At 38.1% G+C, this 12,532-nt stretch carries 12 protein-coding genes; 3 read left to right on the forward strand and 9 right to left on the reverse strand.

Going from position 1 to position 12,532, the window contains the following annotated elements; genetic code table 11:
• Complete coding sequence (locus AAA923_RS05060) at positions 1-606, forward strand: response regulator (protein WP_338215130.1); 606 nt, start codon at positions 1-3, stop codon at positions 604-606.
• A gap of 146 nt (positions 607-752) precedes the next feature.
• A complete protein-coding gene (locus AAA923_RS05065; protein ID WP_338215132.1) occupies positions 753-1,742 on the forward strand; it encodes a nucleoid-associated protein in 990 nt (329 codons plus the stop codon).
• A gap of 223 nt (positions 1,743-1,965) precedes the next feature.
• Here the strand turns inward: AAA923_RS05065 and AAA923_RS05070 are convergent, their stop codons facing one another.
• Positions 1,966-2,304 carry an ASCH domain-containing protein gene (locus AAA923_RS05070; protein WP_338215406.1) on the reverse strand — a complete coding sequence of 113 codons (339 nt, stop codon included), beginning with the start codon at positions 2,302-2,304 and terminating at the stop codon, positions 1,966-1,968.
• Between the two features lie 94 nt (positions 2,305-2,398).
• On the opposite strand from AAA923_RS05070, the gene AAA923_RS05075 reads away from it, so the two are divergent.
• Positions 2,399-4,177: a glycerophosphoryl diester phosphodiesterase membrane domain-containing protein gene (locus AAA923_RS05075; protein ID WP_338215134.1), complete on the forward strand. Its 1,779-nt coding sequence runs from the start codon at positions 2,399-2,401 to the stop codon at positions 4,175-4,177.
• Between the two features lie 139 nt (positions 4,178-4,316).
• On the opposite strand, the gene AAA923_RS05080 is transcribed toward AAA923_RS05075, so the two are convergent.
• The 8 genes from AAA923_RS05080 to AAA923_RS05115 all read right to left on the reverse strand — a co-directional run bounded on the left by AAA923_RS05080 (position 4,317) and on the right by AAA923_RS05115 (position 12,502).
• Complete coding sequence (locus AAA923_RS05080; protein ID WP_338215136.1) at positions 4,317-5,309, reverse strand: sugar kinase; 993 nt, start codon at positions 5,307-5,309, stop codon at positions 4,317-4,319.
• Positions 5,310-5,319: 10 nt separating this feature from the next.
• The gene (gene dagF / locus AAA923_RS05085; protein ID WP_338215138.1) at positions 5,320-6,054 is read right to left on the reverse strand and encodes a 2-dehydro-3-deoxy-phosphogluconate aldolase; all 735 of its coding nucleotides are present in this window, start codon (positions 6,052-6,054) and stop codon (positions 5,320-5,322) included.
• A gap of 2 nt (positions 6,055-6,056) precedes the next feature.
• Positions 6,057-7,154 carry a DgaE family pyridoxal phosphate-dependent ammonia lyase gene (locus tag AAA923_RS05090; RefSeq protein ID WP_338215140.1) on the reverse strand — a complete coding sequence of 366 codons (1,098 nt, stop codon included), beginning with the start codon at positions 7,152-7,154 and terminating at the stop codon, positions 6,057-6,059.
• Between the two features lies 1 nt (position 7,155).
• Positions 7,156-8,268 (reverse strand): amidohydrolase/deacetylase family metallohydrolase, encoded by a 1,113-nt coding sequence (locus AAA923_RS05095; RefSeq protein ID WP_338215142.1) that lies wholly within the window; start codon positions 8,266-8,268, stop codon positions 7,156-7,158.
• 4 nt (positions 8,269-8,272) lie between these two features.
• On the reverse strand, positions 8,273-9,361 hold the full coding sequence (locus AAA923_RS05100; protein WP_338215143.1) for a DUF871 domain-containing protein: 1,089 nt from the start codon (positions 9,359-9,361) through the stop codon (positions 8,273-8,275).
• 269 nt (positions 9,362-9,630) lie between these two features.
• Positions 9,631-10,908 carry a PTS sugar transporter subunit IIC gene (locus AAA923_RS05105; RefSeq protein ID WP_338215145.1) on the reverse strand — a complete coding sequence of 426 codons (1,278 nt, stop codon included), beginning with the start codon at positions 10,906-10,908 and terminating at the stop codon, positions 9,631-9,633.
• A 283-nt stretch (positions 10,909-11,191) separates the two neighbouring features.
• Positions 11,192-11,887, reverse strand: a complete 696-nt coding sequence (locus tag AAA923_RS05110) for a GntR family transcriptional regulator (RefSeq protein WP_338215147.1) — start codon at positions 11,885-11,887, stop codon at positions 11,192-11,194.
• Between the two features lie 159 nt (positions 11,888-12,046).
• On the reverse strand, positions 12,047-12,502 hold the full coding sequence (locus AAA923_RS05115) for a hypothetical protein (RefSeq protein WP_338215150.1): 456 nt from the start codon (positions 12,500-12,502) through the stop codon (positions 12,047-12,049).
• Positions 12,503-12,532: the final 30 nt, after the last annotated feature.

The following is a 12,532-nucleotide window of genomic DNA, read 5'->3' on the forward strand; positions in this document are numbered from 1 at the left end:
ATGACAACAATTTTTCTGGCAGAAGATCAAAAACTTTTGAATACCGCACTAGCAACATTACTAAGTTTAGAAGATGACCTCGAAGTCATTGGCACCGCTACAAACGGAGAGATTGCTTTATCATCAATCATCACTAAAAATCCTGACGTTGCTATTCTTGATATCGAGATGCCTAAACTATCTGGATTAGACGTTGCCCAACAAATCCATTTACTCAAACTGCCAATCAAAGTCATTATTTTAACGACATTTGCTAATGCACAATATTTTGCCCAAGCCGTTGCGGCGGACGTTAACGGATATTTATTGAAAGATAATCCGACTGAACAGTTGGTCAAAGCAATTCATGAGGTCCTAGACGGGAAAACAATTTTCTCGCCAGAATTGGTTTCGACGATTATTTCAGCTGAAAAAAATCCCTTAACGAAACGTGAATTAGATGTTCTAAAAGAGATTAAAACTGGAAAAAGCAGTAAGGATATTGCTAAAGCAGTCTTTTTGTCAGAAGGAACAGTTAGAAATTATATTTCTTCTATTCTTAGTAAGACAGGAACTTCGTCACGAATTGAAGCTTTGAATGTCGCTGAGAAGAATAAATGGATTTAAAAAAATAAGTGTCACTCTGTTTTGACAGAATAAGGGTGTCTGATGGCAATAGCTTTCGTAGTCAACACTATATATAATGATATTAGATGGTTTTTACCAGCAACTAAACCGTATTTCAATACCGGTATGCATAGTGGGGAAAAGTAATGCGAATTCTAAATGTGATTGACCATATCTTGGATAAGGACTCCGGCAACGTTGTTTTGTCGCAAAAAGAGATTGCTAAGGATAACCTTGAAATTTCCAAGTACGTTGAAAAAGTGATTGATAAATTTGAAAAAAGTGAATATGTAGAGTTGGAGCTATCACGGGTTCCGATACTCGAACAGTTCTGGAATGGGCGTGACGATTTTCAAAAACTGACGGAAAAATTTGCGTTGGATTATTTTGACAGTATCAAGGTCAATGAAAAAATTCCCGGTGGCGACTTGTTATTCTTTAACGTCGAACTAGAAGACTTGAGCCAGATGATTGGGATTGCCAAGTTGGATTACACCCAGCGCTATATCCATAACGTTGAGTATGACGAGGATGTTTTGGTTAATAACATCGTTCAAAACAATAGTATCCTGCCATCACCTAGTCAGGGGGTTAAGAACATGCTCCTGATTGATGGCGATAAAGTTCAGTTACGCGAACAACAGTACACAGGTGCCGGTGGTAAGTGGCTGATGTCGCGAGATTTTCTTAACGTTGCGGCGGTTCCCATCAAAGTTTCGAACAACGTTAAGCAGATCAAAAAATCGATTCAAAAAATTTCAGAAAAGTACGATGACGGGGATGACTTCACCATCACGTCCAAGACGCAACAGGCGATTCATGACAGTATCGAGACGGATGGCGTCATCGATAATGATTATATCGCCAACGTGGTGTTTGACCAGAAAGAAGAAGCTAAAGCAGAATTTAAGGACCAACTGTCCAAAAAGGCGATTGAACCAGTCGTTACCGTCCCCAACGCGGATTATTTTGAAAAGAAATATGAGCGCCAAAAGATCAAGTTAGATAATGGAATTGAAATCAACGTGCCGATTAGCTTGTTGAAGAACCGGGATGCGATTGAGTTTGAAACGAATCCGGATGGCAGTACTTCGGTGGTGATTAAGAATATTGGGAGTTTGAAGAGTAAGTTTTAGATGTGTGAGTAAAATAGATTTATGAATAAAACGCTAAAAATCGAATGATGATTATTCGATTTTTAGCGTTTTTGATAAGTAACTGTTCGGCCGTCAGTTGCCTGATGGCTTAATTACTTTAAATAACAGGTTATTGATTGAAAAAACAAGTGAATTATTCACATGATATGGGTTTCATACTATTTTTCGGCTATCAAGCTATGAAACCAGTTTTTGTGGAAGATTAATTGACTAACTTAATCTTAATTGCTAATGCCCCATACTTTTCTTCCATTTCTCGTGAATAAATCTCCTGATTTTCTCGATCCAGTTCAGCAATCGATTCATCCTCAGGACTACCAATAATTACACCAGAATATTTTCGGAACAAATCCTTAAAACTAGCGAATCGTTCCAAGCTGAGAATTTCTGTCACAACTGTTTTGTCAGTTTTCAAATCAGTAAAACGAATCTCTTCACCAACTTGTAATTTGGATCTCTTTTCATCATTCAATCTAACTTCAATCGTTTTAGTTCCATTCTTAATTGCCATAAATGGCTGGTGATTCAAATGCATGTCCATCAAATTATCACTCGATTCTTTTAAATTAATTATTTTATATCTTCCTAAAACCCTATAATTATGTATTATATAGTAGGTATAGAGGGGTATAAATATGGGGTCACTTCGCGAATTACGTTATCAAAACCGTAATTTCTGGAAATATTTCTGGAAATACGGTCAAATTATTATTTTGATTCAATTAAGCATTAATTTTATTTTTGTACCGGCTTTAAATGCCATGGCTAATGGTATTAATTATCTCGGTAATGTTAATTATATTTCTTATAGCAACGCAATCAACTTGATTACTCACAAGCCGTTGGTCGTACTCGGGCTGATTCTAGTGTTATTAATCTTAATATTACTGGTTTTCGCCCAGTTCACGTTAATGCTAGTCAGTTTTCAGGCTATCAAATCCAATGCCAGTTTGGGTTGGTGGGATTATCTCAAGAGTGTCAGTAAAAATATCTTCGGTCTTCCCTTCAAAGCTTTCGGATTCTTCCTACTATATTTTCTAATTATCACGCCATTCGGAAGTATGGGTATGTCTTCCACGCTTTTGAGCAAGGTTAAAGTTCCCCAATTTATTATTGATTGGTTATTTCAGGAACATTTACCATTAGGACTGCTTCTAATTGCCGTCTATCTCGTAATTTTTTATATCGGATTACGTTGGCTCTTCGTTTTACCAATGATGATTTTCGAAAATAAAGATATCAAAGATGCCATTAAACGTAGCTGGCACATGACTAAAGGTAAAATGCTTTATTACTTGGGGATTTTCTTAGGATTAGTTGTCATCGTTGCCCTTTTCGTCATGATTAGTAACGGTTTTTTCGTTGGTATGCAGGCAATTGTCGACAATCTTTCATTCCTAAAAGTTATCGATTTTCCAATGGCAGTCATCAATATGACTATCATTCGATTGCTAAATTACGTTGTAAGTTTGTACGCTGCTGGCATGTCCGTCTTGATTCTGCTCAGCCACACGCATACACATTACTTTTATCCTCGCAAAAAACATCGTAGTCACAAGTGGTTCTGGGGTATTTTAGGAACAGTTTTTGCAATTTCATTTATCGGATACAATTCATTTTACTTCAATGATTTGTTTTTAACTCCACCACTAACAATTTCTCACCGTGGTGTTGACGATGGCAATGGTGTCCAAAATACCATTCAATCGCTTGAAACCACTGCCAAAGAAAAGCCGGATTATATTGAAATGGATGTTCAAGAAACTAAAGATCATCAGTTTGTCGTCTTTCATGACAACACGCTTAAAGGTTTGGCAGGTATCAACAAACGTCCTAGCCAGATGACTTTGGATGAATTAACCCAGACACAGATTCATGAAAATGGTAAAGTCACCCACATCGCTAGTTTTGACGATTACTTGGCAACATCAACTCGACTACATCAAAAGTTGCTAGTCGAATTGAAAGCTGTTCCTGGCAATAAGAAGGACTTCGTAAAATTATTTGCTAAAAAATATCAAAAACAACTCTTAAAAAACAAGGCCATGGTTCACTCTTTGAATTACAACTATATCGAAGAAGCTAAGAATCTGATGCCAAAGATCACCACAAGTTATATCTTACCGTTCAACCTTTTCGGCGTTCCATTCACCAATGCCAATGCTTTCACCATGGAGTACACAACGTTGAATCAATCCTTCGTCGACAACGCTCACTTGCAACAAAAGAAAGTCTTTGCTTGGACCGCTAACGATGAAGAATCCATGGATCGAATGATTTTTATGGGCACTGATGGCGTTATAACGGATAACTTAACCGAATTGCAAACGGAAAATGACGACTTATTCAAACACGCTACCTACACTAAACGCATGGCCGCCTATATTTCACAGATGCAAGATCCATTCGAATAGAAATACGATTTTGTCAAAAAGATTGGTGCAGTCAAAAGTAGCTAAATAAGAGAAGACGATAATTCTACATTGTAGAAAAAATCATCTTCTCTTATTTTATTTATTTATGAAGGGTGAAACTAAAATTAAAACATTAATGCTATCTTATTAGGTCGTTCTTGCCTTCGGTATCAATATAATGGAATACATCGGCCTTGCTAAAAATAGGAGAATCGTTCATTGAAGCCTGCGCCAAAACTGAATTGGCAATCGCAAACTCTAGAATATCTTCAAAATCCCATTTCTCAATCAAACCTGTCAGAATGCCACTGGCAAAAGCATCCCCACTACCGATTCGATCGAGAATATTCAATTCTTTAGCAGCAGAACGATAAATCTTATCATGATGGAACAAGAAACCCTCAAAGTACTTGCGGTTATCAATGAAATTACGTTTACTTCCTGCAAAGAAACTAATTTGATAATCCTGACAGAACTTTTGATAAAGTTTTGTTTCATCTTCGACTTGATAATCCAATAAATCAGTTAAATCTCGTTGACTACCGAAGGCAATATCAACGAATGGCAGAATTTTTTGGTAACGTTTCTTCATCGTCTCGTGATTGTTATCCTCATTGAGACTCATCCGATAATTGAAATCGAAACAAACAGTCTTATGACGTTCGTGAGCTAATTCTGCCAAATGTAAAGCTGCTTTACGTGTTTGGCGATTCAAACTCAAAGCAATCCCACAAATATGGACCATATCAACGCCAACCAATGCTTTTTCAAAGTCATAATCGTCAGCGTTCATCAGACAAAAAGAACTCGACAAGCGGTCTTGATAGGTCACTCGTTGCGGACGGGCTCCTTGGCCTAATTCAACAAAAAAGCTGCCTAAATTTTTCCCACGATAGAGAATATTTTTGTCAGAAATACCTAATTTACGCACATCTGCCGCAGCTTTTTTCCCAATAGGATTGTCTGGCAAGACGGTTAACATAGACGTTTCATATCCAAAATGTGCCAGACTGCTCAAAAGGTTCACGCCAGTTCCAACAGTCGACATCGTCAGATTATCGCTTTGCTCAAGCATCATTTTATCAGCCACGGTGAAACGTAGCATGACCTCACCAAAAGCTAAAATATTCATACTCTAACCTCTAAAACTTCTTGATAATCTCGTATAATTTAGCGACATCTTCTGGTCTAGTATCGCCAGTTTCTTTATCGATAATTGAGCTGTAAACGTGCGGAATGATTCGTTTAACGCCAGCATCAACTGCAATCTTGACGATTGTTTCAAAGTTTTCTAGGTCGATTCCCCCCGTTGGTTCGAGGTCGAAATCATTGGCAGCACAGGCACGAGCTACTTCTTTGAATTCTTCAACGTGTGCTAAACCTTTCATTGGGAAAAACTTGATTGATGAACCACCCATATCTTTTAACAAAGCAATGGCAGTTTCAATTGGCACTTCAGTTGGAACAGTTTGGCTACTCAAAGGACCAGTGGCAATGTTGACGAATCCTACTCTACCAGTTGGCGAAACTAGTCCGTTAATGATTGTTTCATTTTGACCCAAGGCTTCTCTAGTAGCGCCCACACCTGTGAAAACTTGGTTAACGTGTTGTGGTTGAATCTCTTTTGAAACTCGAGTTACCATGCCACTTTGTTTGGGATCTCCGGCACCTAAACCAACTGAAACGGCATTGTCGATTTCTGCTTGATACAATTTCATATCGGCAATTGCGGCTTCATCACTTGGATAATTTTTAGTTAAAACACCAAGCACCACGTGACCTTCAGCGGCTTCGTAACAATCTTTGGCGTTTTGAACTGAATTAGCTAGTACGTTCAAACAAATTCCATTTGCTAAATAATTAGGTAGTAAATTCATCTTTATTTTCCTCCAACGATTTTCTTTAAACTGGATACAATTTGATACATTTCCACATCATCGACCGCTCTAATATCGAACTCGATAATGCCTTCATTAACACGATATTCACGAGCATAAATCGCTACATCGCCGTTACGTAACTGTTCACAAATTTCTTTAGCTGACAAATCTCCAGTTGGAGTAACTTCAGCACGGTAAATTTGCCGACCAGCTGCATCTTGAACAATTCCAACTTTCAAGCCAGATACTTCGGATAAATTCTCAACGAATGGTTGTAATCTATCCTTCATCGATTCACCAGATTCAGAACCATCTCGTAAATATTTAGTAATAGCGGCCGTTAAACCGATAATATTTTCCTTACCGATCTTCATTGCCCGACCAATTCCGGCACCTTGCATACGAGCCCAACGGATGTATTTTTCTTTACCGAAGATAACCCCAGAAGCTGGCCCTTCAATGGCTTTAGCACCACTGTAAATGACTACATCAGCGCCAAATTTGATATATTTCAATAAATCCTCTTCAGCAGCGGCATCCAACACTAGTGGCAAATTATGATGGTGAGCTACTTCGATAGCTTCAGGAATCGTCAGCATACTCTTTTGAACTGTGTGGTGACTCTTGATGTAAAGAATTGCGGCCGTCTGATCAGTTATCTGCATTTCCAAATGTTCAGGCGTACACATATTGGCGTATCCAGCTGGAACCATTTTGGCACCAGCAACTCCAAGCATAACGTCTACTGGCGTCCCATAATCAACGTCGTGACCCATGGGTAAAATAACTTCTCGTTTAGAAATTCGGTCAGTATATGGATGATAAACGTGATAACGGCTACCTTGTCCAATAATTCCGGCAATTGTTTCGGCAATACCTGCAGACGATGAGTTAACGACTAAGGCATCTTCACTATCAACTAATTTAGCCAAATACTTACCTGTTTGAACCAATAGGTCACCCATTTCAAAGAAGTTTTGAGCACCTTGCTTTTGTGCTTCAACCACTTCATCAGAGACTTTGGAAACACCGAGGATAGTCATTTTCCCATCAGCGTTGATGACGTGTTTCAAGTTATATTTTTTATAGATATCCATATCATTCTCCAATCAGATACGCGTTGCCGCCGACAATACTATAGATTGGTTCGACAGTCTTGGTACTTTTACGAGTGTTGCCATCTGAATCAACTAACGTTTTAGGAAAATTTTCGATATTGAAAATTGTTACGTCAGCGTCCATTCCAATTGCCAACTTTCCTTTATTAGTTAAGTGATAATTATTTGCTGGAACGCTAGTTATCATTGGCAAAACTTCTTGCAAATCAAAGCCTAGATACAACATTTTTTCGATACACGTTGCCAGATTATAAACTGGACCATGTTCACGATTACCGTGGTAAATATCGGTGCTGAGACTCTGCGGATAAATGTGATTTTTGAACGCCGCCTCAGCTGTCTCAAAGTTAAAGCTTTCCGTCCCGTGGCCGACATCAAAAATAATGCCTTTATCGAGACCATCTCGAACGAAGTCTTTGATTGAACCATCCGGATTAAGAATGCCGTTATCCTTACCATTAAAGCAATGCGTCATAATATCACCGGATTTCATGACATCCATAATCTCTGATAATTCTGGCGGATTAGTTCCAACGTGAACCATTAGTGGCAAACGTTGAGACAACTTTTTTTGAAACTCTTTAGCAACTATTAAAGGTTTAATTCCATTACCGACGACAACCGATTTACTGATACGTGCTTTCAAACCGATGATAAAGTTCGGATAATCGTTAATAGCCTGTTGTAAATCATCAAATTGAAGCCGATCCATATCGCCTAATTCATCTTGAGCCAAGATTCCCGTTTTAGAAATATTAATCATCGCATAGACGTTAGTTTTCTTTGCTTGAGCTAGATGATAGAAGTCACCGATATTGTCAGCGCCCGTTGAACCAGCATCGATCACTGTTGTAACGCCGTTACGATATCCGACAAAATCAGGATCATCATAGTAAAGCGACATCTTTTCATAACAGTGCACATGATCGTCAATCCAACCGGCGGAAACGTACGAATGACCTTGCAAATTTATAACTTCATCGGCGACGACATCTAATTGCGGTGCCATGTCGATGATTTTGCCATCTTCCAATAGCAATTCCAGTGGCTGTTCATTGATATCCTTACCGTTTTTTATATAGAGACTATTCACCAAATCATCTCCTAAAACGGAATTTGTCCCATGGTCCGATATAATCTAATAGGAACAATTCATCTGTTGGAATTTGGGCGACACGATTCTTTCTCATATCACTGTGGTCCCGTAAAACAACTTGTAATTCATTCTTATACTTACCGAATTCATCGTTACCAATGACAACATCGCCACGGACAAAGGTATGTGTATCTGAATTAACCGGATTATCGTTGGCTTTATACTTCTTACGAACTTCGGTCGAACGGATAACTAAATCAGTAATATCACCACGTCTGACATGTTGATTATCAAGTAAAACTTCACGTTCTAATTGCGTAATGCCTTCTGACAAAGCCACATTGAAAACTAATTGATAACGATCCAATTCGCCAAGACGACGTAATTCATCTTCTGAGGCATAGGCGTTTCCGATAATCACACAGTCAATCAAGTTAGTAGCGAAAAGGTGTTTAGCTTGAACATCCAAAGGCAGGTCACGGTGCATTTCCAAAGTTGGCAAGCCATCGTTGATATCCCAAGGTCCAATTGTTCCAGCTTGTGAAGTAATAAAGGCAGCTGTTTCAATACCTTGATTCTTAAACCTTTGTGATGCACTGATGAAGAAATCTAGTGGCAATCCTGTTCCGCGTTGGGGATAGAAGTTGTGGCAACCATAGATAAAAGGTCGATTGGCTGAATAACTCAAAATACTGTCCAGATAAGCCACATCATTACTCATGTTCAACTCGATATTAATTTCTTGAGGGTTGAATGACAATAAAGCCTCTTTTTGACCATCGAATCCTTGATCAAGTCTGATCGCATCAGCACCTAATTCAGAAAAGAAGTCCAAATCATCATATGAAATATCTAATTGATCAAAGATATTCGGAGCAATATCCAAAGTTGTTGAGAATCCCAATCCTTTAGCAAATTTAATCAAGTCGGTAAATTTTTGGGCAACTTTTTCTTTGCCTTCTGAAACTTCCAACATACTCATAAAAATTCTGGTGAATCCATATTGACTAGCAAGTACGAGATAACGCTTATCTTCGTTCACATCACTGTGGTCTGGATATAGCGAGATACCTAAAGTCCTCTTGGTCATATTTTTTTACCTCTCTCCATTTTCTGGAATTCTTTCAAGTAGTAATTCGAAATCACAACGGAAAAATAAATTGTACTTAGAATAACTAGGATCACGGCATATTTTACGTAGAAGCTAATCACCGCTAAAGTTAAAATTACGGATAATGAAACGAGAATTAACTTTCCAGCGTGCAATTTTTTTAAAAATTTAGGCATAATATCTTTTTGAACCAGAATTTCACAGGCGATAAAATAGATTGCTAAAAATAATAAAGCCATTATTCTCACCTATTCCTTTTCTAGTTGTTGTTTTTCAAAAATCTTGAAGAATGGGTAGTAAATTGCCAAGTCGATTAAGAAGTTAACAAACACCAAAATCATGGCTGGAATACTCCAGTTTGTACTACTGAATGCACCTAATGGACTTGGGACGGTGAATGGCAAACGGGCCATCATCATTGGTACAACGCCCCAGATTGTCATGAAATACGAGAGTGTTCCGGTTACTAAAGGTGCCACGATGAATGGAATACCTAAGATTGGATTCATAACAATTGGTGCACCGAAGATAACTGGTTCATTGATATTGAAAAGTCCAGGCAAAATCGCAAGTTTTCCCAAATCCTTGAGATATGCTGACTTAGAGAACATGAACAAGACAACTAAGGCCAAAGTACCACCGGCTCCACCAATCCAGAGGAACCATTGTAAGAATTGTTCAGTGAAGATTGTTGAAAGGTGATTAGCACTAGTTCCACCAGCAAATTCACTCATATTTTGGGCGATTGACATTTCCCAGAAAGGTCTCGTAATTGGCGCCATGATAGCTGCACCGTGAATACCCAATGTCCAAAAGCCAGTAATCAAGAGAATTGTTAGTAGGCCACCGAAGAGACTGTTACCAACTAAGACACCCTTTAATGGCATCAAGATCAAGCTCAAGAATGATGAAATATTGAAATTTAAAATGTAACGAATGAACCAGAAGAAAACTAGGATAAACGCTGCCGGAATCAAGGCGACAAAGGAATTAGAAACCTCTGGTGGTACACCTTGCGGCATTTTGATAGTGATATTCCGTTCTTTGAAGAAACGATAAATTTCAACTGATAAAAGTCCAGTCACAATAGAAGCGAAAAGCGATGAAGCACTCAGATTAGAAATATCGATGTAACGTCCCGCCGAAATCACACCTTTAACATCTTCTGTAATGTGAATTGGTGCAGCTGTTGAAACTAGAAAAGCTAAAACAGCCAAAACTCCGTTGCTCAATTTATCTAATTTGTAACTGTCAGCTAATGACGATGCGATACCGAATGTGGCATACAAGGCTAAAATACCGACAGTATAACGAAACGGTATATCTAAAATTTCCTTATAAGGAGCTATTGCATCAGCCCACGCTTGAATGGGGGGATTATTGATCAAAGTAAAGAATGAACCAACAATGGTCAGTGGTAGTGTTGAAATAACCCCCTTTCTGATTGCCATCATGTGTCGTTGTGTCCCAACTCGATTGGCAACTGGCAAGATCTTGGCGTTCAAAAAATTAACAAAATTATCCATATGTACCCTCCTCTTTTTTCGCAATCATCATAACATTATAATGTTATGATGTAAACGCTTAAATAAAATCTTGAATGAAGCCGTCTCCAGGGCTGAGAATATACACCTGCTATGCGGAACGGCCCGAGCCAAAGTACGGTCTCGAGCCTCGGTTTGAAGCCTTGCCACAGTTCGGCAAGTCTCCAAACACGCCCGGTGGTGTAATGGCTAAAGCCATAACGCCACACCCACAGCGGGTGTATATTCTCAGCCCTTCCGACTAATTAATCTCTTATTATTCCAACTAAATTTCATATTCAATTTTGTATGGCATTTTATTACTGTCATAGATGGATTCCGTATATTCAATCAAATGACCTTTATTATCAAAACCTCGTCTGATTCGTTTCAAAGCTAAAGTATCATCTTTGTTTAACAATTTTTGATCCGCAGCACTGATGTTGACCGCGCTGAATTCATCTTTGAAATTGTTGATTTCTTGACCACTGTCTTTTAGAAACTTGTACAATGACTGGTTTTTCAAATTGTGTTTTTCGGTTGGAACTTTTACGTTTGGTAAATAATGGTTCACGATAATAAAAGGTTTATTATCCAAGGAATATAAAAGTTTGATATAAACGATATTCTGGTCACCAAATTCAGTCGCAATCGGTGTCTGTTCAGCGGACACATTCGCAACTTCTAGCACTTTTTTCGTCAACTTATCATTTTCTCTGACAATTGTAGAATATGACTTGGCCTTCGATAATTTATTGAACAAGTGATTACTGACAACTCTTGTCCCAATTCCACTCTTCTTCAACAAATAACCTTCAGCAACTAACTGTTCAACTGCTTTACGAACGGTTATTTTACTGACGGAATACTTCTTTTCAAGGTCATTTTCAGTGGGAATCAAGCTATCTAGTTCATAAACACCGGACAAGATATTTTTCTTGATATCATCGGCCACTTTTTGATACAAAATTTCTGCAACCATAAACTAATTCTCCAAATAATGTAATTTATATCTATTATAGCAATACTTATACTAACAGAATTCGTTATTTATGTAAGCGGATAACAGAAAACTAAACAAAAAGGCTCGAATTTTATTATGAATTCAGCCCTTCCGTAAGTTATTTAACTTGATTATTTTTTAAACTACTGGTCTAAATAGAATTCGTCTAACCAATGGCATGATAACAACATCACGGACAAAATATGCCATCGTCAATGTTCCAAAATATCCCAGGATAAACTGCACTACTGTCATATGTGAAAGTGTTCCGCTGATCCAAAGAGCTCTCGTACTCATCGTAAAACTCATCATGATCAACATTGTCCAGCCACGAATTGCCCCTGCTTTTAAACCAATAACTTTCTCATCGGTTATATTCTTCGTGAGTAATTTAACCAACCAATTGCTTACATTACTGACAATCAAAAAGTTAAATACAAAGGCAAATGCTATCGTTGGTAAAACTGATATCAAAAACATGCGCCACATCGAGCTATTGATTCCTTGATTTGTAGCCAATTTTAACCAGCTCATACTGCCACCCATGCCGATACACATAAATAATATAAATAATACTTGTCGTTTAAAAGCCATTTTGTCCTCCATTAGTTGATAAAGCAACTA

Source organism: Companilactobacillus muriivasis (assembly GCF_036246245.1).
In the GTDB taxonomy this organism is placed as follows: Bacteria; Bacillota; Bacilli; order Lactobacillales; family Lactobacillaceae; genus Companilactobacillus; species Companilactobacillus muriivasis.